The organism is Ramlibacter tataouinensis TTB310, from assembly GCF_000215705.1.
Classification (GTDB): domain Bacteria; phylum Pseudomonadota; class Gammaproteobacteria; order Burkholderiales; family Burkholderiaceae_C; genus Ramlibacter; species Ramlibacter tataouinensis.
The window spans coordinates 2,557,649-2,584,113 of record NC_015677.1; the positions used below are offsets into that span (position 1 = coordinate 2,557,649).

At 70.2% G+C, this 26,465-nt stretch carries 23 protein-coding genes; 14 read left to right on the forward strand and 9 right to left on the reverse strand.

Annotated elements, in window-relative coordinates; all coding sequences use genetic code 11:
• Position 1 precedes the first annotated feature (1 nt).
• From dnaB to ppsA, 9 genes are all read right to left on the reverse strand, one after another.
• Entirely contained in the window at positions 2-1,405 is a 1,404-nt protein-coding gene (dnaB, locus tag RTA_RS12330; protein WP_013901739.1) for a replicative DNA helicase, read from the reverse strand.
• Positions 1,406-1,596: 191 nt separating this feature from the next.
• Positions 1,597-2,049 (reverse strand): 50S ribosomal protein L9, encoded by a 453-nt coding sequence (rplI, locus tag RTA_RS12335; RefSeq protein WP_013901740.1) that lies wholly within the window; start codon positions 2,047-2,049, stop codon positions 1,597-1,599.
• An 11-nt stretch (positions 2,050-2,060) separates the two neighbouring features.
• Positions 2,061-2,342, reverse strand: a complete 282-nt coding sequence (gene rpsR / locus RTA_RS12340; protein WP_013901741.1) for a 30S ribosomal protein S18 — start codon at positions 2,340-2,342, stop codon at positions 2,061-2,063.
• An 18-nt stretch (positions 2,343-2,360) separates the two neighbouring features.
• Positions 2,361-2,648, reverse strand: a complete 288-nt coding sequence (gene priB, locus RTA_RS12345; RefSeq protein WP_013901742.1) for a primosomal replication protein N — start codon at positions 2,646-2,648, stop codon at positions 2,361-2,363.
• A 16-nt stretch (positions 2,649-2,664) separates the two neighbouring features.
• Complete coding sequence (gene rpsF, locus RTA_RS12350; RefSeq protein WP_013901743.1) at positions 2,665-3,030, reverse strand: 30S ribosomal protein S6; 366 nt, start codon at positions 3,028-3,030, stop codon at positions 2,665-2,667.
• 195 nt (positions 3,031-3,225) lie between these two features.
• Positions 3,226-4,923, reverse strand: coding sequence for an MFS transporter (locus RTA_RS12355; RefSeq protein ID WP_013901744.1), 1,698 nt, complete (start codon positions 4,921-4,923; stop codon positions 3,226-3,228).
• A gap of 79 nt (positions 4,924-5,002) precedes the next feature.
• Positions 5,003-7,072: a VC_2705 family sodium/solute symporter gene (locus RTA_RS12360; RefSeq protein ID WP_013901745.1), complete on the reverse strand. Its 2,070-nt coding sequence runs from the start codon at positions 7,070-7,072 to the stop codon at positions 5,003-5,005.
• Positions 7,065-7,334: a DUF4212 domain-containing protein gene (locus RTA_RS12365; RefSeq protein ID WP_013901746.1), complete on the reverse strand. Its 270-nt coding sequence runs from the start codon at positions 7,332-7,334 to the stop codon at positions 7,065-7,067. The genes RTA_RS12360 and RTA_RS12365 overlap by 8 nt, the downstream gene beginning before the upstream one ends.
• 63 nt (positions 7,335-7,397) lie before the next feature.
• Positions 7,398-9,791, reverse strand: coding sequence for a phosphoenolpyruvate synthase (gene ppsA / locus RTA_RS12370; protein WP_013901747.1), 2,394 nt, complete (start codon positions 9,789-9,791; stop codon positions 7,398-7,400).
• Positions 9,792-9,991: 200 nt separating this feature from the next.
• On the opposite strand from ppsA, the gene ppsR reads away from it, so the two are divergent.
• The 14 genes from ppsR (at position 9,992) to RTA_RS12440 (ending at position 26,375) form a co-directional block, all read left to right on the forward strand.
• On the forward strand, positions 9,992-10,813 hold the full coding sequence (gene ppsR, locus RTA_RS12375; RefSeq protein WP_013901748.1) for a posphoenolpyruvate synthetase regulatory kinase/phosphorylase PpsR: 822 nt from the start codon (positions 9,992-9,994) through the stop codon (positions 10,811-10,813).
• A 148-nt stretch (positions 10,814-10,961) separates the two neighbouring features.
• A complete protein-coding gene (gene ahpC, locus RTA_RS12380; RefSeq protein WP_013901749.1) occupies positions 10,962-11,525 on the forward strand; it encodes an alkyl hydroperoxide reductase subunit C in 564 nt (187 codons plus the stop codon).
• Between the two features lie 122 nt (positions 11,526-11,647).
• The gene (ahpF, locus tag RTA_RS12385; protein WP_013901750.1) at positions 11,648-13,207 is read left to right on the forward strand and encodes an alkyl hydroperoxide reductase subunit F; all 1,560 of its coding nucleotides are present in this window, start codon (positions 11,648-11,650) and stop codon (positions 13,205-13,207) included.
• Positions 13,208-13,276: 69 nt separating this feature from the next.
• Positions 13,277-13,753 carry a bacterioferritin gene (gene bfr, locus RTA_RS12390; protein WP_013901751.1) on the forward strand — a complete coding sequence of 159 codons (477 nt, stop codon included), beginning with the start codon at positions 13,277-13,279 and terminating at the stop codon, positions 13,751-13,753.
• Between the two features lie 284 nt (positions 13,754-14,037).
• Entirely contained in the window at positions 14,038-16,149 is a 2,112-nt protein-coding gene (locus RTA_RS12395) for a TonB-dependent receptor (RefSeq protein WP_013901752.1), read from the forward strand.
• A gap of 5 nt (positions 16,150-16,154) precedes the next feature.
• The gene (locus RTA_RS12400; RefSeq protein WP_041675480.1) at positions 16,155-16,844 is read left to right on the forward strand and encodes a Fe2+-dependent dioxygenase; all 690 of its coding nucleotides are present in this window, start codon (positions 16,155-16,157) and stop codon (positions 16,842-16,844) included.
• Positions 16,841-17,971, forward strand: a complete 1,131-nt coding sequence (locus tag RTA_RS12405; protein ID WP_013901754.1) for an alpha-hydroxy acid oxidase — start codon at positions 16,841-16,843, stop codon at positions 17,969-17,971. Before RTA_RS12400 ends, RTA_RS12405 begins: the two co-directional genes overlap by 4 nt.
• Positions 17,968-20,085 carry a TonB-dependent siderophore receptor gene (locus tag RTA_RS12410; protein ID WP_013901755.1) on the forward strand — a complete coding sequence of 706 codons (2,118 nt, stop codon included), beginning with the start codon at positions 17,968-17,970 and terminating at the stop codon, positions 20,083-20,085. Before RTA_RS12405 ends, RTA_RS12410 begins: the two co-directional genes overlap by 4 nt.
• Positions 20,085-21,158 carry a PepSY-associated TM helix domain-containing protein gene (locus RTA_RS12415; RefSeq protein WP_041675483.1) on the forward strand — a complete coding sequence of 358 codons (1,074 nt, stop codon included), beginning with the start codon at positions 20,085-20,087 and terminating at the stop codon, positions 21,156-21,158. Before RTA_RS12410 ends, RTA_RS12415 begins: the two co-directional genes overlap by 1 nt.
• Before the next feature lie 83 nt (positions 21,159-21,241).
• A complete protein-coding gene (locus RTA_RS12420) occupies positions 21,242-22,429 on the forward strand; it encodes an imelysin family protein (RefSeq protein WP_041675485.1) in 1,188 nt (395 codons plus the stop codon).
• The gene (locus RTA_RS12425) at positions 22,426-23,877 is read left to right on the forward strand and encodes a di-heme oxidoreductase family protein (RefSeq protein WP_013901758.1); all 1,452 of its coding nucleotides are present in this window, start codon (positions 22,426-22,428) and stop codon (positions 23,875-23,877) included. The genes RTA_RS12420 and RTA_RS12425 overlap by 4 nt, the downstream gene beginning before the upstream one ends.
• Entirely contained in the window at positions 23,874-24,929 is a 1,056-nt protein-coding gene (locus RTA_RS12430; protein WP_013901759.1) for an imelysin family protein, read from the forward strand. Before RTA_RS12425 ends, RTA_RS12430 begins: the two co-directional genes overlap by 4 nt.
• A gap of 10 nt (positions 24,930-24,939) precedes the next feature.
• The gene (locus RTA_RS12435) at positions 24,940-26,031 is read left to right on the forward strand and encodes a DUF1513 domain-containing protein (RefSeq protein ID WP_013901760.1); all 1,092 of its coding nucleotides are present in this window, start codon (positions 24,940-24,942) and stop codon (positions 26,029-26,031) included.
• Between the two features lie 95 nt (positions 26,032-26,126).
• Entirely contained in the window at positions 26,127-26,375 is a 249-nt protein-coding gene (locus RTA_RS12440; RefSeq protein WP_041675487.1) for a (2Fe-2S)-binding protein, read from the forward strand.
• The last annotated feature ends 90 nt before the right edge of the window (positions 26,376-26,465 follow it).

The window sequence follows — 26,465 nt, forward strand, 5'->3', positions numbered from 1 at the left end:
GCTAGAAGTCGTCGGAGCCGCCGGCCAGGGACTCGAACTTGGTCAGCGGCTTGAGGAAGGCCAGCTTCACGGTGCCGGTGGGCCCATTGCGCTGCTTGCTGATGATGATCTCGGCGACGCCGGGCTCCTTGGAGTCCTTGTTGTAGTAGTCGTCGCGGTAGATGAACATGATGACATCCGCGTCCTGCTCGATGGCGCCGGACTCCCGCAGGTCGCTCATCATGGGCCGCTTGTCGGTGCGGCTTTCCACCCCGCGCGAGAGCTGCGACAGCGCGATCACCGGGCACTGCAGCTCCTTGGCCAGCATCTTCAGGCCGCGCGAGATCTCGCCCACGGCGGTGGCGCGGTTCTCCTCGCTCATGCCCGAGGAGACGCTCATCAGCTGCAGGTAGTCCACCACGATCAGCCCCAGCTTGCCGCACTGGCGCGCCAGCCGGCGCGCGTTGGCGCGCAGCTCGCTCACCGTGAGGCCGGGCGTCTCGTCGATGTGCAGCGAGACGTTGCGCAGCTTCTCGATCGCCTCGGTCAGGCGCGGCCACTCGTCGTCGGTGAGCTTGCCAGTGCGCAGGTGGCCCTGGTCGATGCGGCCGATGGAGCCCACGATACGCACGGCCAGCTGCGAGGCGCCCATCTCCATGGAGAACACCGCGACCGGCAGGCCCTCGGCGAGGGCCACGTGCTCGGCGATGTTGATGGCGAAGGCCGTCTTGCCCATGGACGGGCGCGCCGCCAGCACGATCATGTCGCCGGCCTGCATGCCGGAAGTCATGCGGTCCAGGTCGTAGAAGCCGGTGGGCACGCCCGTGATGTCGTTCGGGTTGTCCGCCATCTCCTGGACCCGGTCCAGCAGCTGCACCACCAGGGAATCCATGGCCTGGAAGCCCTGCTTCATCCGCGAGCCTTCCTCGCCGATGTTGAAGATCTTCTGCTCGGCCTCGTCCAGGATCTGGTCCACCGCCTTGCCCTGCGGATTGAAGGCGTTGGTGGCGATCTCGTCGGAAGCCGACACCAGCTTCCTCAGGATGGAGCGCTCGCGCACGATCTCCGCGTAACGGCGGATGTTGCCGGCGCTGGGCACGTACTGGGCCAGCGAGTTCAGGTAGGCCAGGCCGCCGACCTCCTCGGCCTTGCCCAGGTTCTGCAGCTGCTCGAAGACCGTGATCACGTCGGCCGGCTTGGTGGCGTTGATCAGGCCACCGACGGCCGCGTAGATCAGCCGGTGTTCGTAGCGGTAGAAGTCGCCGTCAGTCAGCAGGTCGCCGACCCGGTCCCAGGCGGCGTTGTCCAGCAGCAGACCGCCCAGCACGCTGGATTCGGCCTCGATGGAGTGCGGCGGCACGCGCAGCTGCGCTACCTGGCGTTCGGGGGAGAAGTCGTCGCCGATGGCGGAAAGGAGTGCGGACATCTGTGGAAAACCAGTCAGCAGGAGATGCTACGCCGCCCTGCCCTGGCGGTCACGGGACAAGGCTGTGGATAAGAGGTGTTTTTCCAGTGTAGGACAGGCCGGAAGCTGTGCCCAATCCGGTCGCGAGGCAAGAAAAAAGCCGCCCGGAGGCGGCTCTTCCTTGCTGACGGCTGTTCAGCGGGAGTGCTGGCTTACGCCGTCTCGCCGTACACCGTGACGGTGATGTCCACCACCACGTCGGTGTGCAGCTGCACGCTCACCGAGCTGTCGCCGACCGTCTTGATCGGGCCATTGGGCATGCGGACCTGCGACTTGGCGACCTTGTAACCCTGCTTGTTCAGCTCTTCGGCGATGTCGAAGTTGGTGACCGAGCCGAACAGGCGGCCGTCGACGCCGGCCTTCTGGGTTAGCTTGACGGTGGTGCCGCCGAGCTTCTCGCCCTGGGCCTGCGCCTCGGACAGCTTGGCCGCGGCCGCCTTCTCCAGCTCGGCGCGCTTGGCTTCGAACTCGGCCTTGTTGGCCTCGGTCGCCCGGCGGGCACGGCCCTGGGGGATCAGGAAATTGCGGGCATAGCCGTCCTTGACCTTGACGATCTCACCCAGGCCGCCGAGGTTGACGACCTTGTCGAGCAGAATGACTTGCATGTTCCGGCTCCTTAGATGCGGTGCTGGTCGCTGTAAGGCACCAGGGCCAGGAAGCGCGCGCGCTTGATGGCGGTGTTGAGCTGGCGCTGGTAGATCGCGCGGGTGCCGGTCAGGCGCGCCGGGATGATCTTGCCGTTCTCGGCGACGAAATCGCGCAGCGTGTCGACGTCCTTGTAGTCGATCTCCTCGACGCCGGCGACGGTGAAGCGGCAGAAGCGCTTGCGCTTGAACAGCAGCGACTGGGTGTTGCGCTTGGGACGCTTGTCCTTGTTGAACTTCTTGAACGTGGCCATGTGGGACCTCTCGAAAAACTAATCTTGCTGAAACTCTTGGATGTGGAGCACCGGGTGCTTGCCGTTGCGCGGCGTGGCCAGGAACCCCGAGAACCGCCAGCGGCTGCCGATCGCCTGGCGGACCAGGGTTTCGGCTACCGCGCCGAACGCCACCGCCTTGACCGCCACCTTCACCTGCCGCTGCTGCCCCGCTTGCGCCGCCTCGGACTCGTGTTCGAGCCGGAGATCCAGGGCCGGCACGCCGGCGGGGGTGTAGCGCAGGGCGGCGGCTTCGGCGATGCAGGCGCTCAGGACGACCTGGTTCACGCCGGCCAGGCCGCCTTCAGGACTGGTACTCCGCCTGTTGCGCCTTGCGGGCTTCCTCGCGCTCCACGGTCTTCATCATGGAGGACGGGCCCGTCTCGGCCTTCTTCTTGACCACGGTCAGGTGGCGCAGCACGGCGTCGTTGAAGCGGAACGCGTGCTCCAGCTCGCCCATCACGGCCTGGTCGGCCTCGATGTTCACGCACAGGTAGTGCGCCTTGGCCAGCTTGTTGATCTGGTAGGCCAGCTGGCGGCGGCCCCAGTCCTCGACACGGTGCACCTTGCCGCCGCCGGCGGTGATCATGCCCTTGTAGCGCTCCAGCATGGCCGGGACCTGTTCGCTCTGGTCCGGATGGATCAGCAGGACGATTTCGTAATGACGCATGGACTCTCCTTGTGGGTTCAGCCACCCGGTGCGTCCACGTTTCCCCAAGGAACCGTGCCGGTGTGGCAAGGCAAAGCCCGAGATTATAGCCGGTGTGAAAGGATCAGCACCGACCACTGCCGAGGCGTGAGCCCTGGCCACCAACGAAAAAGGCCCGCCGGTCGCCGGCGGGCCTCTTGCACGGGTTACGGCCGCTCAGTCCCGGGCGTAGATGTCCACGTCCTTGGTCTCGCGGACGAACAGCATGCCGATCACGAAGGTCGCCGCGGCCACGATCACCGGGTACCAGAGGCCGTAGTAGATGTCGCCGGTGGCCGCGACCATGGCAAAGGCCGTGGTGGGCAGCAGGCCGCCGAACCAGCCGTTGCCGATGTGGTAGGGCAGGCTCATGGAGGTGTAGCGGATGCGGGTGGGGAACATCTCCACCAGCATGGCGGCGATCGGGCCGTACACCATGGTCACCAGGATCACCAGGAACACCAGGATGGCCAGCACCATGGTCTTGTTCATCTTGGCCGGGTCGGCCGGCACGGTGAGGTTGGCCGCCTTGGCCGCGCCCGTCAGGTTCTGGCGGAACTCGGCGATGGACTTGGCGCTCTCGGCGGAGAAGGCGTTGCGCTGCGGGTTCAGCGTGGCCGCCGGCGCGGTCAGCACCTTGTCGCCCACGCTGATGGTGGCCGGCTGGCCCGCCGGTCCGGGCCGGTTCTCATAGGGGATGTAGGCCTGGGTCAGCGCCCGCTTGGCGATGTCGCAGGACGTGCGGAAGTCGATGTCGCGCGCGATCGGGCTGCCCTGGAACGAGCACTCCCGCGGGTCGGCGGTCACCACCACCTTGGTGGCCTGCTGGGCGGCCACCAGCGCCGGGTTGGCATAGTTCAGCAGCATGGGGAACACCGTGAAGTACGTGAGCGCGGCGATCAGGCAGCCCGCCATGATGATGATCTTGCGGCCGATGCGGTCGGACAGCACGCCGAACACGATGAAGAACGGCGTGCCGATGATCAGCGAGGCGGCGATCAGCAGGTTGGCGGTGGTGGTGTCGACCTTGGCGATGGTGGTCAGGAAGAACAGCGCGTAGAACTGGCCCGTGTACCAGACCACCGCCTGGCCGGCGGTCAGGCCGAGCAGCGCCAGGATCACGATCTTGAGGTTCTTCCACTCGCCGAAGGACTCGGACAGCGGCGCCTTGGAAGTCTTGCCCTCGGCCTTCATCTTCTGAAAGGCGGGCGACTCGTTCAGGCTCAGCCGGATCCACACCGAGATGCCCAGCAGCACGATGGACAGCAGGAAGGGAACGCGCCAGCCCCACTCGCCGAACTCCTTTTCGCCGACCATGTTGCGCACGCCCAGGATGACGATCAGCGACAGGAACAGGCCCAGCGTGGCCGTGGTCTGGATCCACGCCGTGTAGGCGCCGCGCTTGCCGTGCGGCGCGTGCTCGGCCACGTAGGTCGCCGCGCCGCCGTACTCGCCGCCCAGGGCCAGGCCCTGCAGCATGCGCAGCACGATCAGGATGACGGGCGCCGCCATGCCGATGGCGGCGTAGCCGGGCAGCAGGCCCACGATGAACGTGGACGCGCCCATGATCAGGATGGTGACCAGGAAGGTGTACTTGCGGCCGATCATGTCGCCCAGGCGGCCGAAGACGATGGCGCCGAAGGGCCGCACCAGGAAGCCCGCCGCGAAGGCCAGCAGCGCGAAGATGTAGGCGGAGGTCGGATCCAGGCCCGAGAAGAACTGCCGCGCGATGATGGCGGCCAGCGAGCCGTAGAGATAGAAGTCGTACCACTCGAACACGGTGCCCAGCGAGGAGGCGAAGATGACTTTCTTCTCCTCCCGCGTCATGGGTTGGGCCGTGGCCTTCGGGGGAATACCGGCTGTGACGGTCGCCATGCTGTCTCCTGTGTAGTAGGAACTTTCATCTTCGGCGACCGGCTGACGGAAAACTGACGAACAAGGGCTGGACCCGCTTTCAAGGGAAAGACCTCATGGGGTTAACCCTGGGCAGCAGGCTCGCCGCGACCGCCACGGCCAGGCCGGCCGGCACGCCGAACACCGCGGCCGACACCGGATGGATGTCGAACCAGAGCATCTGCCCCGGTGGCCAGCCCAGCAGGGCGCGCACCGGTGGCGCATTCACGCCCATGTAGAACAGCGTCACCGCCAGCCCCGTGGCCATGCCCGCCACCGCCCCTGCCCGCGTGGTCCCGCGCCAGAAGATGCCCAGCAGCAGGGCCGGCACGAACGCCGAGGCCGCCAGCGAGAACGAGGCGGAGACCAGGGGCAGGATGCCGGCGGGCTTCTGCGAGGCGGCGACGGCCGCCAGCAGGGCCACGGCCAGCAGGGCGAACTTCGACAGGATGACGCGGTTCTGGTCGGACACGTTGCGCCGGATCTCCTGGCAGTACACGTCCCGCACCAGCGCATTGCTGATCGTCAGCAGCAGCCCGTCGGCGGTGGAGAGCGCCGCGGCCAGCCCACCGGCCGCCACCAGGCCGGACACCACGTAGGGCAGGCCGGCCAGCTCCGGCGTGGCCAGCATGATCAGGTCGGCGGCCATGCGGATCTCGCCCCACTGCAGGATCCGGTCCCCGTTGACGTCGCGCACCGTGAGCAGGGAGGGATCTACCCGGCTCCATTGCGCGATCCAGGCCGGCAGGGCGTCGTAGCTCGTGCCCACCAGGTTGTTCATGACCTCGAACTTCACCAGCACCGCCAGCGCCGGCGCGCTGATGTAGACCAGGGCGATGAAGAACAGCGACCAGGCCACCGACGCGCGGGCCTGCGCCACCGACGGCGTGGTGTAGTAGCGCGTGAGCAGGTGCGGCAAGCCGGCGGTGCCCAGCATGAGGCAGAACATCAAGGCCAGGAAATTGAGGCGGGACGACTGGTAGTCCCGCCGCTCCTGCGCGGTCCCGTCGGGGTCGCCCGCGTAGGGCACGGCTACCGGCGGCACGCCGCCCAGGGGCTGGGCGCGGTCCAGGCTCTCCTGCAGTTCGCGGCTCCACAGCTCACGCGCGGCCTCCGGGTCCTTGGGCAAGGCGGCCAGCGCGCGGCTGATCATCACGACCTGCTCGACGTCGGCGTCCTGCCGCCTGGCCTGGCGCAGCTGGGCCTGCAGCTCGCGCCGCCGTGCCTCCAGGGCCGCGGGGACATCCTCCAGGCTGCGCCGCAGCGCCTGTGCGCGCTGCTCGAAGATGCGGCGCACCTCCAGCTCCGCCGGATCCGCGGCCAGCTTGCGCTCGAGCTGCGTGATCTTCTCGACCTGCGGGCCGTAGACGAAGGGAGCGAGCGGGTTTCCCAGCTGCTTGTACGCCAGCCAGGACACGGGGATGAGAAAGGCCAGCAGGATGACCACGTACTGGGCCACCTGGGTCCAGGTGATGGCGCGCATGCCGCCCAGGAACGAGCACAGCAGCACGCCGCCCAGGCCCAGCAGGATGCCGATCTCGAACTGCACGCCGGTCAGGCGCGAGGCGATCAGGCCGATGCCGTAGATCTGGGCGACGACATAGGTGAAGGAACACAGCACCGCCGCCATGGCGGCGATCAGGCGCGGCCAGTGGCCGCCGTAGCGGACACCGAAGTAGTCCGGCACGGTGTACAGGTTCATGCGGCGCAGGTGCGGCGCGATCAGCAGCCCGACCAGGCAGAAGCCGCCGGTCCACCCGAGCAGGTAGGCGAACCCGCCCGGCTGCGACGGCGTGCCAGCGAAGCCCTGCAGGTACAGCGTCCCGGCCAGGCTGATGAAGGATGCCGCGCTCATCCAGTCAGCGGCGGTCGCCATGCCGTTGTAGACGGCCGGGATGCGCCGGCCGGCCACGTAGTACTCCGAGGCCTCGGTGGTGCGGCCGTAGATGCCGATGGCGGCATACATCATGACGCTGGCGAACAGGAACACGGGCCCGAGCCAGAGCCTGGCCAGCCCCTGCTGCTCCAGCCCCCACATCAGCAGCAGGAAGGCCAGCAGGCCGACCACGTAGGCGCCGAACACCCTGTGCAGGCGGCTGCTGTAGCGGCTGCCGACGCCCGCTTCAGCCATGCCCCGTTCCCGCCTCCGGATCCGCCTCGCCGGTGCCGGCCTCGGACCGGTTGACGGCCCAGGCGTCCACCGCCAGGACCAGGGTGAAGACGATGATGGCGCCTTGCGCCATCATCCAGTAGCTGAAGGGCCAATCGCCCAGCGTGAACTGCAGCTCGCGGGCGAAGAAGCACACGCCGAAGCTGGCGATGGCCCAGGCCAGCAGCAGCCCCGCCCGCAGGACCGCGAGCCGGCTCGTGCGTGGACGGGAAGACGAGCTCATCGGCTGATCTTCTCACCACCGGGCCGGCCGCCGGTTAGGGGTTTTCTGGGTGAGGCGCGCGCCTCAGCGCTGCGCCAGGCGCTGCCAGGTGTCGATCACGCTGTCCGGGTTGAGCGAGATGGAGGCGATGCCCTCCTGCGCCAGCCACAGGGCGAAGTCGGGGTGGTCGCTGGGCCCCTGCCCGCAGATGCCCACGTACTTGCCCTGCTTGCGGCAGGCCGTGATGGCGCGCGACAGCAGGGCCTTGACGGCCGGGTCGCGCTCGTCGAAATCGGCGGCCAGCAGCTCCAGGCCGGAATCGCGGTCCAGGCCCAGCGTCAGCTGGGTCAGGTCGTTCGAGCCGATGGAGAAGCCGTCGAAGTACTGGAGGAACTCGTCGGCCAGGATGGCGTTACTGGGCACCTCGCACATCATGATGAGCTTGAGTTCGGCCTCGCCCCGCCGCAGCCCGTGCTGCGCCAGCAGCTGCGTCACCCGGTCGGCCTGGCCCAGGGTGCGGACGAAGGGCACCATCACCTGCACGTTGACCAGGCCCATCTCGGCGCGCACCCGGCGCAGCGCCTCGCACTCCATGGCAAAGGCCTCGCCGAACTCCTGGCTGATGTAGCGAGCCGCGCCGCGGAAGCCCAGCATGGGGTTCTCTTCCTCGGGTTCGTAGCGCGAACCGCCGATCAGCTTGCGGTACTCGTTGCTCTTGAAGTCCGACAGCCGCACGATCACCGGCTTGGGCCAGAACGCCGCGGCGATGGTGGCCACGCCCTCGGCCACCTTGTCCACGTAGAAGGCGCGCGGCGACGCATGGCCGCGGGCCACCGACTCCACCGCCTTCTTCAGGTCGGCGTCGACATTGGGGTAGTCGAGGATGGCCTTGGGATGCACGCCGATGTTGTTGTTGATGATGAACTCCAGGCGCGCCAGCCCCACCCCTTCGTTGGGCAGCTGGGCGAAGTCGAAGGCCAGCTGGGGGTTGCCCACGTTCATCATGATCTTGGTGTCGATGCGCGGCATCTCGCCGCGCTTGACCTCGTTCACCTCGGTCTCCAGCAGGCCGTCGTAGATGAAGCCGGTGTCGCCCTCGGCGCAGCTGACGGTGACCAGCGTGCCGTCCTTGAGCAGGGCGGTGGCGTCGCCGCAGCCCACCACGGCGGGGATGCCCAGTTCGCGCGCGATGATGGCGGCGTGGCAGGTGCGCCCGCCGCGGTTGGTGACGATGGCGCTGGCGCGCTTCATGACCGGCTCCCAGTTCGGGTCGGTCATGTCCGTCACCAGCACGTCGCCGGCCTGCACGCGGTCCATCTCGGAGATGCTGTGCACCAGCCGCACCGGGCCGGTGCCTATCTTCTGGCCGATGGCGCGCCCCTCGGCCAGCACGCTGCCCTTGCCCTTGAGCTTGTAGCGCAGCTCGGCCTTGCCCTGCTGCTGGCTCTTCACCGTCTCCGGCCGCGCCTGCAGGATGTAGAGCTGGCCGTCCTGGCCGTCCTTGCCCCACTCGATGTCCATGGGCCGGCCGTAGTGCTGCTCGATCACCAGGGCGTACCTCGCCAACTGCTCGACGTCCTTGTCGGTAAGCGAGTAGCGGTTGCGCTGCTCCAGCGGCACGTCCACCGTCTTGACCAGCTTGCCGGTGGATGCCTTCTCCTGCGCGCTGCTGAACACCATCTGGATCAGCTTGGAACCCAGGTTGCGGCGGATCACCGCGCGCCTGTCTTCGCGCAGCATGGGCTTGTGCACGTAGAACTCGTCGGGATTCACCGCGCCCTGCACCACCGTCTCGCCCAGGCCGTAGCTGGAGGTGATGAAGACCACGTCCTCGAAGCCGGACTCGGTGTCGATGGTGAACATCACGCCGGCCGCGCCCAGGTCGCTGCGCACCATGCGCTGCACGCCCGCCGACAGCGCCACGTCGGCATGGGCGAAGCCCTTGTGCACGCGGTAGCTGATGGCGCGGTCGTTGTAGAGGGAGGCGAACACCTCCTTCATCTTGTGCAGCACGTCCTCGATGCCCACCACGTTCAGGAAGGTCTCCTGCTGCCCCGCGAAGGACGCGTCCGGCAGGTCCTCGGCCGTGGCCGAGGACCGCACGGCGAAGCTGGCCTGGGCATGGCCGCCCGAGAGCGTGGCGAAGGCCTCGCGGATGGCGGCCTCCAGGTCGGCAGGGAAGGGTTGCGCTTCCACCCAGCCGCGGATCTCGGCGCCGGCGACGGCCAGGGCACGCACGTCCTCGGTGTCCAGGGTTTCCAGCCGCGCCTGGATCTTCCGGTCCAGGCCCGCATGCGCGAGGAACTGCCGGAATGCATGTGCGGTGGTGGCGAAACCGGTGGGAACGCGCACGCCCTCGGGCAGCTGCGAGATCATCTCGCCGAGGCTGGCGTTCTTGCCGCCGACCGCCTCGACGTCGCTCATCCTCAGGTTCTCAAACGGTACGACCAAGGCGGTCGCGCTGAACAATGCAGACATGGGAAAGCTCCGGAAGTTGAAATCGGTGCGGCATCCCCCGGCATCGGCGCGGGACGCGCTTTCCCATGACACGGCGTGCGGCTTTGTGCTTGTTCTCGTGGGCGGCAGCGGGGCATGGAAGGGAGAATCTGATAATCGCGATTCATTGTAGGCGGCAGCGCGCCGGCGCGGGCCTGCCCCCACCCGAAAGAGCAGCACCCATGCCCACCCGCACCGTGTTCTTCATCTCCGACGGCACCGGCATCACGGCCGAGACCTTCGGCAACGCCATCCTGGCGCAGTTCGAGTTCAAGCCGCGCCACGTGCGCCTGCCCTTCATCGACAGCGTGGACAAGGCCCACCAGGTGGTGCGCCAGGTCAACCACACGGCTGAGCTGGAGGGGCGCCGGCCCATCGTTTTCACCACGCTGGTGAACGTGGAGATCCTGCAGGTCATCGAGCAGGGCTGCAAGGCCATGCTGCTGGACATGTTCGGCACCTTCGTGCGCCCGCTGGAGATCGAGCTGGGCATGAAGTCCAACCACCGGGTGGGCCGCTTCTCGGACATCAGCAAGAACCAGGCGTACCACGACCGCATCGAGGCCATCAACTTCAGCCTGGCGCACGACGACGGCCAGAGCAACCGCGACCTGGAACAGGCCGACGTGATCCTGGTGGGCGTCAGCCGCAGCGGCAAGACGCCCACCTCGCTCTACCTGGCCATGCAGTACGGCCTGAAGGCGGCCAACTACCCGCTGATCCCGGACGACTTCGAACGCCAGCAGCTGCCCGGCGCCCTGCTGCCGCACCGCAAGAAGATCTTCGGCCTGACCATCCAGCCCGAGCGCCTGTCCGAGATCCGCAACGAGCGGCGCCCGAATTCGCGCTACGCCGCGCTGGAGAACTGCCGCATGGAGGTTGCCGAGGCCGAGGCCATGATGCGGCGCGCCGGCATCCGCTGGCTGTCCACCACCACCAAGTCGATCGAGGAGATCGCCACCACCATCCTGCAGGAGGTGCGGCCCGAGCGGCTCGAGTACTAGGCGCTCCCATCACCTCAGGCTCCGCGCCCTGGTCAATAGGTGAAATAAATCGCTGCAATTGTTCCTATTCAATTGCCTCATCGGGGCGCACCCCCTAACCTATTGCCTCCCCCGCACAACCCTCAACCCGACAAGAGAGGAACCCGCAATGTCCCTGATCAACACGCAAGTCGTCCCGTTCAAAACCACGGCATTCCACAACGGCAAGTTCGTCCCGGTCAGCGATGAGTCGCTCAAGGGCAAGTGGTCCGTCCTGATCTTCATGCCGGCAGCGTTCACCTTCAACTGCCCGACCGAAGTGGAAGACGCGGCAGAAAACTATGCCGAGTTCCAGAAGCTGGGCGCAGAGGTCTACATCGTCACCACCGACACGCACTTCTCGCACAAGGTGTGGCACGAGACCTCCGCGGCCGTGGGCAAGGCGAAGTTCCCCCTGGTCGGCGACCCGACCCACACGCTGACCAATGCCTTCGGCGTGCACATCCCGGAGGAAGGTCTGGCGCTGCGCGGCACCTTCATCGTCAACCCGGAAGGCGTCGTCAAGACGGCGGAGATCCACTCCAACGAGATCGCCCGTGATGTCAAGGAGACGCTGCGCAAGCTCAAGGCTGCCCAGTACACCGCCGCCCACCCGGGCGAAGTCTGCCCGGCCAAGTGGAACGAAGGCGCCAAGACGCTGAAGCCTTCGCTGGACCTGGTGGGAAAGATCTGACCCCAGGCGCCTGAGCGCCACACCGGCCCGGGCGCGCCGCCGGGGTCGCCCACAAGGCCCGGGTGCCGCGGTTCCCGGGCCTTTGCATTCCGCCGTTCGATTGATCACCCAAGGGAGTTCCCATGCTCGACGCCAGCCTCAAAGCCCAGCTTGCCGCTTACATGGAGCGCATCTCGCAGCCGGTGGAGATCACCGCCGCGCTGGACGACACCCCTGCCTCGCGCGACATGCAGGCGCTGCTCAGGGACATTGCCGAGACCTCGCCGCTGGTGCGCGTGACCGAAACCCAAGGCGGCCCCTACCGCACCCCGTCGTTCGCTATCAACCGCCCGGGCGAGAACCACGGCCCGCGCTTTGCCGGCCTGCCCATGGGGCACGAGTTCACCTCGCTGGTGCTGGCGCTGCTGCAGGTCGGCGGCTACCCGCCCAAGGTCGAACAGGCCGTGCTGGAGCAGATCCGCGCGCTGGAAGGCGACTTCGAGTTCGAGGTCTACGTCTCCCTGTCTTGCCACAACTGCCCGGACGTGGTGCAGGCGCTGAACCTGATGGCGGTGCAGAACCCGCGCATCAAGACCACCATGGTCGAAGGCAGCCTGTTCCAGCAGGAGGTCGAGGAGCGCCAGATCATGGGCGTGCCCACGGTGTTCCTCAACGGCACCCTGTTCGACACCGGCCGCATGAGCCTGGAGGAGATCCTGGCCAAGATCGACAAGGGCGGCGTCGAGCGCGAAGCCAGGAAGATCGCCCAGAAGGACCCGTTCGACGTGCTGATCGTCGGCGGCGGGCCGGCCGGCGCGGCGGCGGCGGTCTACGCCGCGCGCAAGGGCATCCGCACCGGCGTGGCGTCCGAGCGCTTCGGCGGCCAGGTGCTGGACACCCTGGGCATCGAGAACTTCGTCTCGGTCAAGGAGACCGAGGGGCCGAAGTTCGCGCTGGCGCTGGAGGAGCACGTGCGCCACTACGACGTGGACATCATGAACCTGCAGCGGGCCAAGGCGCTCAAGCCGGGCCAGGACCTGATCGAAATCGAGTTGGAGAGCGGCGCCGCGCTCAAGGCCAGGAGCGTGATCGTGACCACCGGCGCGCGCTGGCGCAACATCAACGTGCCCGGCGAGCAGGAGTACAAGAACAAGGGCGTGGCCTACTGCCCGCATTGCGACGGCCCGCTGTTCAAGGGCAAGCGGGTGGCCGTGATCGGCGGCGGCAACTCCGGCGTGGAGGCCGCGATCGACCTGGCCGGCATCGTCGGCCACGTGACCCTGGTCGAGTTCGACACCAAGCTGCGCGCCGACGCGGTGCTGCAGCGCAAGCTTGCCAGCCTGCCCAACGTGGAGGTGGTGCTGAACGCGCAGACCACCGAGATCACCGGCGACGGCCAGAAGGTCAACGGGCTGGTCTACAAGGACCGCGCCTCCGGCGAGAGCCGGCGCGTGGCGCTGGAAGGCGTGTTCGTGCAGATCGGCCTGGTGCCCAACACCGACTGGCTCAAGGGCACGGTGGAGCTCTCGCGCTACGGCGAGATCGTGGTCGACGCCAAGGGCCAGACCTCGGTGCCCGGCGTGTTCGCTGCGGGCGACGCCACCACCGTGCCGTTCAAGCAGATCATCATCGCGGCCGGCGAAGGCGCGAAGGCGGCGCTGAGCGCCTTCGATCACCTCATCCGAACCAGCGCGCCGGCGTGATGCCGCCGGGCAAAGGCTGCGGGGTGGCGACTTGCGCCACAATCCCGCAGTTCTCTGTCCGGAGCATCCATGCAAGGCGACCCCAAGATCATCCACCACCTCCAGGCGCAGCTTCGCAACGAGCTGACCGCCATCAACCAGTACTTCCTGCACTACCGCATCCTGAAGCACTGGGGCCTGGGCAAGCTGGCCAAGAGGGAGTACGAGGAATCGATCGGCGAGATGAAGCATGCGGACCGCCTGATGGCCCGCATCCTCATGCTCGACGGCCTGCCCAACCTGCAGGACCTGGGCAAGCTGCTGATCGGGGAGGACGTCCCAGAGATCCTCAACTGCGACCTGCGCAGCGAGCGCGGCGCGCAGATCACCATCAAGGAAGGCATCGCCCACTGCGAGGCCCTGCGCGACTATGTCTCGCGCGACATCCTGGAGGAGATCCTCAAGGACACCGAGGAGCACATCGACTTCCTGGAGACCCAGATCGACCTGATCACCAAGGTCGGGCTGCAGAACTACCTGCAGTCGCAGATGGACGAAACCAGCTAAAGGCAGCGGTGCGCCGCCCCCGGGCGGCATCATGGCCTGGCAACAGGCTAAATGAGATCGATTCGCATTTCTTCTGCTAACATGGCGCCCTCTTGAGGCCAGCCACGTAGCACGCAGCCAGCCTTCATCCCCGGCCCACCGGCCGGTCCATAACGATGGAGGTTTTCTTGGCTAAGTCCCGTTCGCGCGGGCCGGCACGCCGGCCTGTTTCCCGTCCCGCTTCGACACCGTCCAACGCTCCGCCGGCGGCCCTGCCGCTCGGCGCCCTGATGCTAGCGGCGTCCATGGGCAGCTTCGCCCAGACCGCGCCGGCGGGCGCCGGCGGCACCCTGCCCGCGGTGACCGTGCGCGAGCAGGCCGAGGTGCCGCAGACCAAGAACGACCTGCGCGTGCGACGCACCGAGGTCGGCAAGGGGAACCAGGAGCTGCGCGACATCCCGCAGACCGTGACGGTGCAGACCGAGCGCCTGATCGACGACCGCAACCTGGACGACTTCCGGGAGGTGCTGCGCACCACCGCCGGCGTGACCTTCCAGGCCGGCGAGACCGGCGAGGAGGACGTGCGCCTGCGCGGCTTCTCGCTGCAGCAGGCCGGCGACATCTACCGGGACGGGCTGCGCGACGCGCCCCTGTACGAGCGCGACACGTTCAACGACGACCGCATCGAGGTGCTCAAGGGCTCGGCCTCCATGCTGTTCGGCAGGGGCTCCACCGGCGGCATCGTCAACCAGGCGAGCAAGCAGCCCTTCCTGATGGGCCAGCACGAGGTGGACTACACCATCGGCACGGGCCGGCTGCACCGCCTGACCGGCGACTTCAACTTCCACACCGGCGAGAACGCGGCCTTCCGCCTCAACGCCATGGTGCACGAGGCCGAGAACTGGGGTGCCGAGCAGAGCAAGCGCGGCATCGCGCCCACCTACCGCTGGGGCATAGGCACGCGCGACGAGTTCTCGGTCGGCCTGTTCCACCTCGACAGCGAAGGCAGGCCGCTCTACAACCATCCCTGGATCATCGAGGGCGGCGTGATCCAGCCGCTGCTGCCGGCGCGCAACTACTACGGCCTGGGCAACGACCGCCTGGACACCCGCGCCACCTTCGCCACCGTGTCGCACGTCCACCGCTTCGACCACGACGGCCAGCTCAAGACCCAGCTGCGGCACGGCCGCTACGAGCGCGACCTGCTGGCCAGCGCCATCGGCTTCGCCAGCCCCACCACGCGGGCCACCCTCAGCGACGCCACCGTGCTGCGCCGCACGCCCAAGGCGCGCACCGGCATCAGCGAGCTCACGCAGCTGGCGAGCGACTATTCCGGCAACTTCAACTGGGGCGGCCGCCGCCACGAGCTGCTGGCCGGGGTGGACCTGTACCGGGACGAGGCCAGGCGCAACAACAACTTCACCGCCGGCCTGGCGCCAGCGCCCACCACCACCGTGGGCACGCCGGACGACGGCGCGGTGCGCCCCGACACGCGCGGCCCCACGCCCTTCGACACCTTCGACGCCCGCAACATCGGCCTGTACGCGCAGGACCTGGTCAGCATCACGCCGACCGTCAAGCTGCTGGGGGGCCTGCGCTTCGACCACTTCAGGGCCTCGTTCGATCGCTTCAACGGCGCCACCGGCGAGCGCTCCGACAGCCTGTGGAGCCCGCGCGCCGGCCTGATCTGGCAGCCCGGCGACACGTCGTCGTACTACGTCTCCTACGGCACCTCGTACAACACCTCGGGCGACACCTACCAGTTCGCGCCCGCCGGCCCCAGCAACCGGCTGATCAACACCGCGCCGGAGAAGAGCCGCAACCTGGAGGTCGGCGCCAAGTGGGAGGTGTTCGACGGGCGCGCGCTGCTGGGAGTGGCGGCCTTCCACACCGAGAAGTACAACGAGCGCAACACCGACCCGGACACCACCGCCAGCCAGGAGCTGCTGTCCGGCAAGCGCCACGCCACCGGCATGGAGTTCAACCTGGCCGGCCGCTTCACGCCGCGCTGGGAGGTATTCTTCAACCACACCTGGATCCCGGAAGCGGAGATCGACGAGAGCAACGTGGTGGCGGCCGCCAACGGCGGCGGGTCGCAGGTGGAAGGCGACCGCCCCGCCCTCACCCCGCGCCACAGCGGCAGCCTGTGGACCACCTACCGCATCCTGCCCAAGCTGCGCGTCGGCGCCGGGGTGAATTACCGCGGCTCGCAGAACCCGGAAGGCGCCCGCAACATCCGCGCGGACAGCTTCTACACGGTGGACGCCATGGCGGAGTACAGCTTCACCGAGATGGTGTCGGCCAGGCTGAACCTCACCAACCTCACCGACGAGCTGTACGCGGACGGGCTGTACCGGGGCTTCTACACGCCGGGCACGCCCCGGCGCGCCGAGCTGACGCTCAAGACCCTGTTCTGAGCCGGATGCTGCTGCACCTGAAGAAGATCCTCAGGCCGGACGAGCGGGTGGCGGCCCGCGCCCTGCTCGGTGCGGATGCGCCCTGGATCGACGGGCGCAGCAGCGCGGGCGGGCAGGCCGTCAGCCGCAAGAACAACCAGCAGCTCCAGCAGGACAGCGAGGCCTGCCGCCGGCTGCAGGCCCTGGTGCTGGCCGCCGTCCAGCGCGATGCGCTGTTCTTCTCGGCGGCGCTGCCGCGCAAGATCTTCAACCCGCTGTTCAACCGGTACACAGGCGCCAGCAACCACTACGGCGCCCACATCGACGGCGCCGTGCTGCACTCGCGCCACCCGGCCCAATGGGTGCGCAGCGACCTCTCGTGCACGCTGTTCCTGGCCGAGCCGCACGAGTACGACGGCGGCGAGCTGCTGATCCGGGAGGCCCAGGGCGAGCGCCGCTTCAAGCTGCCGGCCGGCGACATGCTGCTCTACCCCGGCTCCACGCTGCACGAGGTGACGCCGGTCACGCGCGGCGCGCGCCTGGCCAGCTTCTTCTGGGTCGAGAGCATGGTGCGCGGCGCCGAGCAACGCCAGCTCCTGTTCGAGATGGACATGGCGCTGCTGCAGCTGCGCCGCTCGGCAGGCGAAGAAGACCCCTGCGTGGTCCGCCTCACCGGCACGTACCACAACCTGCTGCGGATGTGGGCCGACACGTGAGCGCGCCGCTCGCCCTGCAGCAGATCCCGCCGGATGTCTTCAGCGCCGGCGACTACGAGGCCCATGCCCGACGCGCGCTGGACGCCAACGCCTGGGCCTATTTCAGCTCGCATGCCGGCGACGGCCTCACGCTGCGCGCCAACCGCGCCGCCTGGGACGGCCTGGCGCTGCTGCCGCGGGTGCTGCGCCCGGTGCAGGGCCTGGGAACCGCCTGCACGCTGCTCGGCCGCGAGTGGCCGTCGCCCCTGCTGGTGGCGCCCATGGCCTTGCAGCGCCTGGCGCACCCCGACGGCGAACTGGCCACCGCGGTGGCCGCCTCGGCCCAGGGCGCCGGGATGGTGGTGAGCTGCGAGGCCAGCCTGCTGCTGGAGGACGTGGCGGCGCCGGTCCGCGGCAACGCCGGCCGCGGACCGCTGTGGTTCCAGCTGCATTTCCTGCCGGACCGCGGTGCCATGCTGGAGCTGGTGCGGCGGGCGGAGGCGGCCGGTTACGAGGCGCTGGTGGTCACGGTGGACGCCGCCGTGCGGGCCGCGCGCGGCGCCGAACAGCGCGCCGGCTTCCGGCTGCCGCCGGGCATCGCCAGGGTGAACCTGCCGCCGCAAGGACCGGCGCCGTCCGACCTGCGCGGCCTGCTGTCCCAGGCACCCGGCTGGGACGACCTGGGGTGGCTGCGCGGGCAGACCCGCCTGCCGCTGGTGCTCAAGGGCGTGCTGCATCCGCAGGATGCATGCGAGGCCGCCGCCCTGGGCGTGGACGCCATTGTCGTGTCCAACCATGGCGGCCGCACGCTGGACGGCGTGCCGGCTACGGCCGTGATGCTGCCGCGCGTCGCCGATGCGCTCGGCGGCCGCCTGCCGCTGCTGGTGGACGGCGGCATCCGCCACGGCACCGACGTGCTGAAGGCGCTTGCCCTGGGTGCGCGCGCCGTGCTGGTGGGCCGGCCGGTGCTGTGGGCTCTGGCCACCGCCGGCGCGGCCGGCGTGGCCCACGTGCTGCGCCTGCTGCACGACGAGCTGGAGATCGTCATGGCCCGGTGCGGCTGCAGCGCGCCGGACCAGGCCGGCCCCGGGCTGCTGGTCCCCGCGCCCCCACCCTTTCCCCCCAACCCGAACGGAGACATGACATGAAGAAAAAATCCCACCCTGCCCTCGCCCGCACCCGGACCGGCCAGGCCGCCCTCCTTCTCATCGCATCCTGCGGCACGGCGCTGGCCCAGACCACGGCCGCGCCCGAGCGCTCGCTGGGCGAGGTGCGCGTGACCGGCGATAGCCAGCGCAGCTTCAGCTCGCGCAACGTGCAGGTGGGCGCCTTCCGCGACCAGGACCCGCTGGACGTGCCCCTGACCAACAACGTGGTCACGCGCGAGGTGCTGGACGCGCAGCAGGCCGGCTCGGTGTACGAAGCGCTGCGCAACACCGCAGGCGTGACCCGCTCCCAGCTGTCGGGCTCCACCTACGACAACATCTCCATCCGCGGCATCCTGGTGGAGAACCGCGGCAACTACCGGCTCAACGGCAGCCTGCCGGTGATCAACCTGATCGACATCCCGCTGGAAAACAAGGAGCGGGTCGAGGTGCTCAAGGGCGCCTCGTCACTGTACTACGGCCTGGTGCCGCCCAGCGGCATCGTCAACTTCGTCACCAAGCGGGCCGGCACCGCCCCGGTGACCAGCATCGCCAGCTCGGTCAACCAGCACGGCGGCTTCGACCTGCATGCCGACGTGGGCCGGCGCTTCGCCGACGGCAGCATGGGCCTGCGCGTCAACGCCCTGGCCGGCCAGGTGGACTACGGCATAGCCAACTTCGACGGCGACCGCCGCCTGTTCTCGGTCGCCTACGACTGGCGCGTCACGCCCGGCTTCACCCTGCGTGCCGACCTGGAGCACTACCGCAAGGACGTGAGCGAGCAGGCCGCCATCGCCAACCCGGCGGCGGTGGGCGGCGTCATCACCCTGCCGCCCGTGCCGGACAACCGGCGCAACCTGGCCGGCGCCTGGCAGCGCTACGACGCGCGGGCCACCAACGCCCTGCTGCGCGGCGACCTGGCCCTGGGCGACCACTGGGTGCTGACGCTGGAGATCGGCCGCGCCGAGACCGAGCGCGACCGGCGCTTCTCGCAGCTCAACGGCCTGAACGTGGCCACCGGCGTCGGCACCCTGGCCATCTTCTTCGGCGAGAACCAACGCTACGTCAACACCAACCACCGGGCCGAGACCACCGGCCGCTTCGGCACCGGCCCCGTGCAGCACGAACTCACCGTCGGCTACACCTACAACCGGCGCGAGGCCTACTCCGGCGAGAGCGCGCCCACCGCCAACGTGCCGCAGAACCTCTACGATCCCATCGTGCCGGCGCCGATCAACCCCGCGGCGTTCACGCCGGGCACCGACTCGGCGATCGAGGACAAGGGCCTGTACGTGTTCGACCGCCTGACGCTGGGCGAGCGCTGGCAGCTGCTGGCGGGGCTGCGCGCGGCCGACTACAGCAACACCGGCCCCACCTCGCGCTACAGCGCGAGCAAGACCTCGCCCAACCTGTCGGTGCTGTACAAGCTGCGGCCCGACACCACCCTGTACGCCAGCTACCTCGAAGGCCTGGAGGAGACCGGCACCGCGCCGGCCAACCGCGCCAACGCGGGCGAGATCCTGGCGCCGTCGGTGAACAAGCAGCGCGAGATCGGCCTGAAGACGCGGGCCCTGGCCAACCTGCTGACCCAGGTCTCGCTGTTCCAGATCGACCGCCCGCAGACCTCGATCGACGCGGGCAACCGCTTCATCCTGGGCGGCGAGAGCCGTTACCGCGGCCTCGAGGCCTCGGCCAGCGGCGAGATCGGCCACAACTTCTCGGCCATCGCGTCGGCGCTGCTGCTGGACGCCGAGATCGTGCGCGTGGGCACGGCCAACGCGGGCGAGCTGGGCCGCACGCCGGAGAACACGCCCCGGCGCACCTTCAGCCTGTTCGGCGAATGGCGGCTGCCGCAGGTGGCCGGCCTGTTCCTCAACGCCGGCGCCTACTACGTGGGCGAGCGGCCCGTCAACAACCTGAACCAGGCCTACGTGGGCAGCTACACCACGCTCTCGCTGGGTGCGCGCTACGTCACGCAGGTCTCCGGCCGCAACCTCACGCTGCAGGCCAACCTGGACAACGCCGCCGACCGCGACTACTGGGCCACGGCCGGCAACGGCCTGCTGGGCACCGGCGCGCCGCGCACCCTGCGCGTGGCCGCCAAGATCGACCTGTGATGCGCCCGGCCCTGCGCCGTGCGTGGTGGCGCCTGCATCGCTGGGTGGGCCTGAGCCTGGGGCTTGTGCTGGCGGCGGTGGCGCTCACCGGCGCCCTGCTGATCGTCTGGAAGCCGGTGGACCGCTGGCTCAACCCGGCGCTGTTCGCGGCCGCCACGCCGGATGCGCCGCCGGCGCCGCTGGACGCGGCCCGCGCCACCCTGCGCCAGGCCTACGGGCCCGCGTCCGCCTTCACGCTGCGCCCGCCGCGCGAGTCTGGCGACACGCTGTGGGCGTACGTGGACGGCGCCTTCCACGGCCTGGCCTACCTCGATCCCTCCACGGCCCGGTTGCTCGGCCAGCGCGGCGAGCACGAGGGCGCGGCGAACTGGATGTTCGAGCTGCACAGCGCGCTGCTGCTGGGCGAGGCCGGCCGCGGTGTGATGGCGGTGCTGGCCGCGACCTACTTCTTCCTGCTGGCCACGGGCGCGGTGCTGTGGTGGCCCCGCCAGTGGCGGCAGGCCCTGGCGGTGCAGCTGCGCGGCGGGCTCACGCGCGCGCTGTTCGACCTGCACAAGGCCGGCGGCGCGCTGCTGGGCCTGTTCATCGCCGTCTCCATCGCCAGCGGCGTGTGGATGGCCTGGAAGCCGCTGTCGGCCTGGGTCACGGTAATGGCCGGGCACACGCCGCTGACTCCGCCGCGCGTCCCCGCTCCGGCCGGCAAGGATGCTTCCCTGGACGCCATGGCGGCCCAGGCGCGGCGGCTGTTTCCGGACGCGCGCATCGGCTACATCGGGGTGCCGCCCGCCGCCGACCAGCCGGTGCGCCTGCGCCTGAAGCTGCCGGCCGACCCGCACCCGAACGGCCTGACCTCGCTGTACTTCCACCCGGGCTCGGGCGAGCTGCTGGCGGTGCACCGCTTCGACCGGTTGCAGGCCGGCGCCCGCCACACCTCCTGGATCTACCCCCTGCACATCGGCGAGCTGGGCGGGCCCTGGCACAAGGCCGCGAACGCCGCGCTCGGCTTCGCGCTGGCCGGCCTGGGCATCAGCGGGCTGTGGCTGTGGTGGCGCCGGCGGCGGCGCCTGCGCTGAGGTTGATTGGTTGGGTACCGCAGGCAAATACGAATGACTCGCAATTGCAATATGCTACGGACCTTCCCGCACCAACCCCGACCATGAACAAGACCTTCGTCCTGGCCGCCCTGGTGGCGGCCTGCGCGGCCGCCCCGCGGGTCCAAGCGCAGCCCGCCGCACCCGCCAGCAGCAGCCCGGCCACCGCCTATGGCCCGGTCGCGGCGCACTACGCCGCCCTGGTGCATGCCAGCTACGCCGACACGTTGGCGGCTGCACAGGCGATGCAGCAGGCGGTGACGGCCTTCCTGAAGTCGCCGGGCGCCGAGACGCAGGCCGCGGCCCGCAAGGCCTGGCTGGCCGCGCGCGAGCTGTACGGCCAGACCGAGGCCTACCGCTTCTACGGCGGACCGATCGACGACGACGACGGACCCGAGGGCCGCATCAACGCCTGGCCGATGGACGAGTCGTACGTGGACGGCGTCGACGGCCGGCCCGGCAGCGGACTCATCAACAATCGCAAGCAGCCCCTCACCAGCAAGGCGCTGGCTGCGCTCAACGAGCGCGGCGGCGAGGAGAACATCGCCACCGGCTGGCACGCCATCGAGTTCATGCTGTGGGGCCAGGACCTGTCGGAGACCGGTCCCGGCAACCGCGGCTTCGAAGACTTCGTGGACGGCAAGGCGCCCAACGCCGACCGCCGCCGCCAGTACCTGGCGCTGACCACCGGGCTGCTGGTCGACGACCTGTCCTCGCTGGTGCGCGCCTGGGCGCCGGGCGCCAAGGGCAACTACCGCGCGCGCTTCGAGCAGGGCGGCCGCGAGTCGGTGCGCCGCATGCTGGTGGGACTGGGCTCGCTGTCGCGCGGCGAGCTGGCCGGCGAGCGGCTGGAGGTGGCGCTGGCCAGCCAGGACCAGGAAGACGAGCACAGCTGCTTTTCCGACAACACACACCGCGATGCCGTGGCCAACGCCCGCGGCATCCAGAACGTGTGGCTGGGCGAGTGGCGCCGCCCGGACGGCAGCGTGCTGCGCGGCCCCTCGCTGCGGGAGCTGGTGGCCGCCCGCGACGCGCCGCTGGCCGAGCGCACCACGCGGCAGGTCGCGGCCTCGGTGGCGGCCGCGGAGGGCATCCGCGCGCCCTTCGACCAGGAGATCCGCGGCGACCGCAACGCGCCCGGACGCCAGCGCGTGCAGGCCACCATCGACAGCTTGAGCCAGCAGGCAAGGGACCTGGTGGCCTCGGCGGCGGCCATGGGCATCACCCAGCTGACCCTGGTGCAGCCCAAGTGAAGACCGGGCGCACGCTGGCGGGGCTGGCCGCGACCGCGGCCGCGGCGCTGCTGGGCCTGGGGCTGGGTGGCACGGCCGCGGGCCAGGCCGCCGCTGACGGCAATGCGGCGGACCGGCCGGGCGGCGACACCACCGTGCACGCCACCGGCAAGAACGCCTTTTCCTTCCCGGCGGCCAACCTGCCCGACGCGGAGCGCACCCGCTTCGTCATCGGCAACTCCTTCTTCAAGCGCAACTGGGTGGAAGCCGGCGCCTCGACCACCGCGCGCGACGGCCTGGGGCCGCACTTCATCGCCCGCTCCTGCGGCGCCTGCCATGCGCTGGACGGCCGCGGCGCGCCGCCGGCCATCCGCAACCGCCTCAACACCGAGCAGCCGGTGTCGCTGCTGCTGCGGCTGTCCATCCCCGGCCCGGCCGACCCGCACGCCGGCGTGCGGCCGGACCCGGTGTACGGCGACCAGCTCGACAACGCGGCCGTGCAGGGCGTGCGGCCCGAGGGCGAAGTGGTCATCCGCGAGACCCTGGTCCAGGGGCGCTTCGCCGACGGCACGCCCTACACGCTGCGCAAGCCTGGCTACAGCCTGCGCAAGCTGGGCTACGGCCCCACGCATCCGCAGCTGATGCTCAGCCCGCGCGTGGCGCCCCAGCTGATCGGCCTGGGGCTGCTGGAGGCCATCCCCGAGTCGGAGATCCTGGCCAATGCGCGGACCCAGGCCGAGGCACCCGGCCCGATCAAGGGCGTGCCCAACCGGGTGTGGGACGTGGTGGCCAGGGACGTGCGCGTCGGCCGCTTCGGCTGGAAGGCCAATGCCGCCTCGCTCGGACACCAGACCGCCGCCGCGTTCGCGGCGGACATGGGCATCACCTCGTCCCTGGTGCCGCAGGAAGGCTGCACGCCGGCGCAGAAGGACTGCCTGGCGGCGCCGCGCGGCCGGGGCGAGGGCAACGGCCACGACATCGACGACAGGACCTTCGAGGACGTGGTGTTCTACAGCGCCACCATCGCGCCGCCGGCGCGCCGCAACGCGCAGGACGCGCAGGTGCTGCGCGGCCAGCAGCTGTTCGCCCAGGCGCAATGCGCCGTGTGCCACCGCCCCAGCTACGTGACGGCGCAGGGGCCGTTCCCCCGGCTGACCAGCGCCGCGCTGTCGCGCCAGCAGGTCTTCCCCTACACCGACCTGCTGCTGCACGACATGGGCGAAGGCCTGGCCGACGGCCGGCCGGACTTCCAGGCCAACGGCCGCCAGTGGAAGACGCCCCCGCTATGGGGCCTGGGCCTGATCCGCGAGGTCAACGGCCACCAGCGGCTGCTGCACGACGGCCGCGCCGACGGCGTGCTGGAAGCCGTCCTGTGGCACGGCGGCGAGGCGCAGGCCAGCCGCGACCAGGTGCTGGAGATGAGCCGCGCCGACCGCGAGGCGCTGGTCAGGTTCGTGGAGTCGCTATGAACCGGCGGGTGCTGACGCGTCGCGCCGCCGTGGCCCTGCTGGCGGCCGGCGGCGCCGCCCTGGCGCAGCAGGTGCCCGGCAACGTCGCCGTGCCCTTCTACACCCCGGCCGATTTCCTGCGCGGCATGCACCGCTTCTGGTTCGCGCCGCGCGCCCAGGCGTTCGCCGCAGAGGCGCTGGCGCTGCGGGCGGCGCTGGCGCCTTCCTGCGCTACACCCGCGCAGGCGCGCGAGCGCTGGAAGGCCGCCGCCCTGGCCTGGGAGCGCTTGTCGGGCGTGGCCGTGGGGCCGCTGCTGCAGCGGCGCTCGCAGCGCCAGATCGACTTCGCGCCGGTGCGGCCCGAGCTGATCGCGCGCGCGATCCGCGGCGAGCCCGCCGACCTGCGGGCGCTGGAGCGGGTGGGCACCCCGGCCAAGGGCCTGGGCACGCTGGAGTGGCTGCTGTGGACCCGGCCCGCCGCGCCGGGCAGCGCGGAATGCCGCTACGCCCAGCTGCTGGCCCAGGAGGTGGAGGCCGAGGCCCTGGCCCTGCGCGAAGCCTTCGACGCCCTGGCCGCGCGGGACTGGGGCGCCGAGCCCGAGGCCGCCGGCGCCGCCATGGCCGAAGCCGTCAACCAGTGGGTGGGCGCGCAGGAGCGCCTGCGCTGGGCGCAGATGGAGCGGCCCCTGCGCAGCGCCCGGGACGGCAGCGCACCAGGGCGACCGCCGGCCTGGCCGCGCGCCGCCAGCGGCAGCAGCGCCGCCAGCTGGTCGGCGCGCTGGGAGGCGATCGCCGCCCTGGCCGCGCTGCCGGGCCGCGCGGCGCCGCAGCCCGGCGCCGGCCTGGTGCCGCTGGAAACCTATCTGCGCGGGCGCGGCCTCAATCCGCTGGCCGACCGGCTGGCGCGCACCGCCGCCCAGGCCGGCCGCGGCATGGCGGCCGCCCGGCCAGGCGCCACCGGCAGCGTGCAGACCGCGGCCCGCGCGGTGGGCGAACTCAAGCGGCTGGCCGAGGCCGAGATCGCGCCGGCGCTGGAGGTGCAGATCGGCTTCTCCGACGCCGACGGGGACTGAAGGCCGCCCGATGCCACTGACGCGACGCCTCTGGCTGGCCCAGGCCGGCCTGCTGGCCGCCAACGCCGCCCAGGCTTCGCCGCGCCCGCCCCGCCCCGCTCGCCTGGCGGCCGCCTGGGAAACCCCTGCCGGCGACTGGCGCATCGGCCTGCTGGGCGAATCGCAAGGCCGGCTGCGACCGCTGGCGCAGGCCGAGGTGCCGACCCGGGCCCATGGCCTCTCGCGGCTGCCCGGCGGCGACCTGCTGGCGGTGGCCCGCCGTCCCGGCGACTGGCTGCTGCGCTGGTCCGCCCGCGATGGGTCGAGCCGGTGGGTGTGGGCGGAGCCGGACCGGGCCTTCAATGGCCATGCGCTGCTCTCGCCCGACGGCCGGCGGCTCTACACCACCGAGACGCGGCTGGATACGGGCGAAGGCCTGGTCGGGGTGCGCGATGCCGCCACGCTGGACAAGCAGGACGAGTGGCCGGCGCACGGGCGCGACCCGCACCAGCTGCTGTGGGACGGCGACGGCGGCCTGCTGGTGGCCAACGGCGGCATCAGCACCCTGCCCGAGTCGGGCCGCGCCAAGCTGGCGCCCGAGCGCATGGATTCGTCCCTGGTGCGGCTGGAGGCGCGCCGCGGTGAGCTGCAGGGCCAGTGGCGCCTGCCCGATGCGCGCCTGAGCCTGCGCCACCTGGCCTGGGCCGGCCAGGGTGCCCGGCGCGTGCTGGGCATCGCCCTGCAGGCCGAGCACGATGACGCGGCGGCGCGCCAGGCCGCCCCGGTGCTGGCGCTGTTCGATGGCGCCATGCTGCGCAGCGTCGACGCACCGCTGCCGCTGGCCGGCTATGGCGGCGACATCGCCGCATTCGCGGGCGGTTTCGCGGTCAGCTGTCCGCGCGCCGGCGGCATCGCCCGCTTCGGCGCCGACGGGCGCTGGTCGGGCTGGCTGCCGCTGGCCGAGGCCTGCCCGCTCGCGCCACCCATCAAGGCGGCGGACGCTCGGCTGTGGGTGGGCGGCCGTGGCCAGGCGCTGCAGCTGTCCGGCGCCAGCCCCGGGACACCCGCCACCACCCACCCCCTGGCCGCGCTCAGGCTGGACAACCATTGGCTGGCGTGGTGACTGGCCGCGCTGGTCCAAAAATTCTTGCGAATGCGAGCGATTCGCATTTATACTGACCTCACTCACTTTCCTGCAACCCGCCAGCCGCTCGAACCATGATCATCTGTGTCTGCCGCCGCGTTTCCGACCGCGAGATCGCCCGCCACGCCCGGGCCGGCATGAGCTTCGACGAGATCCAGTTCGAGCTGGGCGTGGCCACCCAGTGCGGCCGCTGCGAAGGCTGCGCACGCGACGTCGCCGCCCAGTGCAGCGCCGCCCATCCGGTGGCCGCCCTGCAGCTCGCCGATCCTTCCCTGGAGCGTGCGACATGGACAGCCTCCTTCCCGGCCTCGGCGGCAGCCTGATCCTGGTGCTGGCCGGCGCCTGGTGGGTCCTGCGCGGATGAAGCCCCTGTTCGCCACGGCCGCTCCCGGTGCCGCGGCGTTTGCGCCGCC

What these genes read in the sequence shown, in the direction of transcription:
- RTA_RS12430 (WP_013901759.1), top strand. Translation starts at nt 23,874, where the DNA reads ATGAACCGGCGGGTGCTGACGCGTCGCGCCGCCGTGGCCCTGCTGGCG.
- ppsA (WP_013901747.1), bottom strand. Translation starts at nt 9,791, where the DNA reads ATGTCTGCATTGTTCAGCGCGACCGCCTTGGTCGTACCGTTTGAGAAC.
- rpsF (WP_013901743.1), bottom strand. Translation starts at nt 3,030, where the DNA reads ATGCGTCATTACGAAATCGTCCTGCTGATCCATCCGGACCAGAGCGAA.
- ppsR (WP_013901748.1), top strand. Translation starts at nt 9,992, where the DNA reads ATGCCCACCCGCACCGTGTTCTTCATCTCCGACGGCACCGGCATCACG.
- RTA_RS12410 (WP_013901755.1), top strand. Translation starts at nt 17,968, where the DNA reads ATGAAGAAAAAATCCCACCCTGCCCTCGCCCGCACCCGGACCGGCCAG.
- ahpC (WP_013901749.1), top strand. Translation starts at nt 10,962, where the DNA reads ATGTCCCTGATCAACACGCAAGTCGTCCCGTTCAAAACCACGGCATTC.
- rpsR (WP_013901741.1), bottom strand. Translation starts at nt 2,342, where the DNA reads ATGGCCACGTTCAAGAAGTTCAACAAGGACAAGCGTCCCAAGCGCAAC.
- ahpF (WP_013901750.1), top strand. Translation starts at nt 11,648, where the DNA reads ATGCTCGACGCCAGCCTCAAAGCCCAGCTTGCCGCTTACATGGAGCGC.
- RTA_RS12415 (WP_041675483.1), top strand. Translation starts at nt 20,085, where the DNA reads ATGCGCCCGGCCCTGCGCCGTGCGTGGTGGCGCCTGCATCGCTGGGTG.
- RTA_RS12355 (WP_013901744.1), bottom strand. Translation starts at nt 4,923, where the DNA reads ATGGCGACCGTCACAGCCGGTATTCCCCCGAAGGCCACGGCCCAACCC.
- RTA_RS12440 (WP_041675487.1), top strand. Translation starts at nt 26,127, where the DNA reads ATGATCATCTGTGTCTGCCGCCGCGTTTCCGACCGCGAGATCGCCCGC.
- rplI (WP_013901740.1), bottom strand. Translation starts at nt 2,049, where the DNA reads ATGCAAGTCATTCTGCTCGACAAGGTCGTCAACCTCGGCGGCCTGGGT.
- bfr (WP_013901751.1), top strand. Translation starts at nt 13,277, where the DNA reads ATGCAAGGCGACCCCAAGATCATCCACCACCTCCAGGCGCAGCTTCGC.
- RTA_RS12400 (WP_041675480.1), top strand. Translation starts at nt 16,155, where the DNA reads ATGCTGCTGCACCTGAAGAAGATCCTCAGGCCGGACGAGCGGGTGGCG.
- RTA_RS12420 (WP_041675485.1), top strand. Translation starts at nt 21,242, where the DNA reads ATGAACAAGACCTTCGTCCTGGCCGCCCTGGTGGCGGCCTGCGCGGCC.
- RTA_RS12435 (WP_013901760.1), top strand. Translation starts at nt 24,940, where the DNA reads ATGCCACTGACGCGACGCCTCTGGCTGGCCCAGGCCGGCCTGCTGGCC.
- RTA_RS12365 (WP_013901746.1), bottom strand. Translation starts at nt 7,334, where the DNA reads ATGAGCTCGTCTTCCCGTCCACGCACGAGCCGGCTCGCGGTCCTGCGG.
- dnaB (WP_013901739.1), bottom strand. Translation starts at nt 1,405, where the DNA reads ATGTCCGCACTCCTTTCCGCCATCGGCGACGACTTCTCCCCCGAACGC.
- RTA_RS12360 (WP_013901745.1), bottom strand. Translation starts at nt 7,072, where the DNA reads ATGGCTGAAGCGGGCGTCGGCAGCCGCTACAGCAGCCGCCTGCACAGG.
- RTA_RS12395 (WP_013901752.1), top strand. Translation starts at nt 14,038, where the DNA reads ATGGGCAGCTTCGCCCAGACCGCGCCGGCGGGCGCCGGCGGCACCCTG.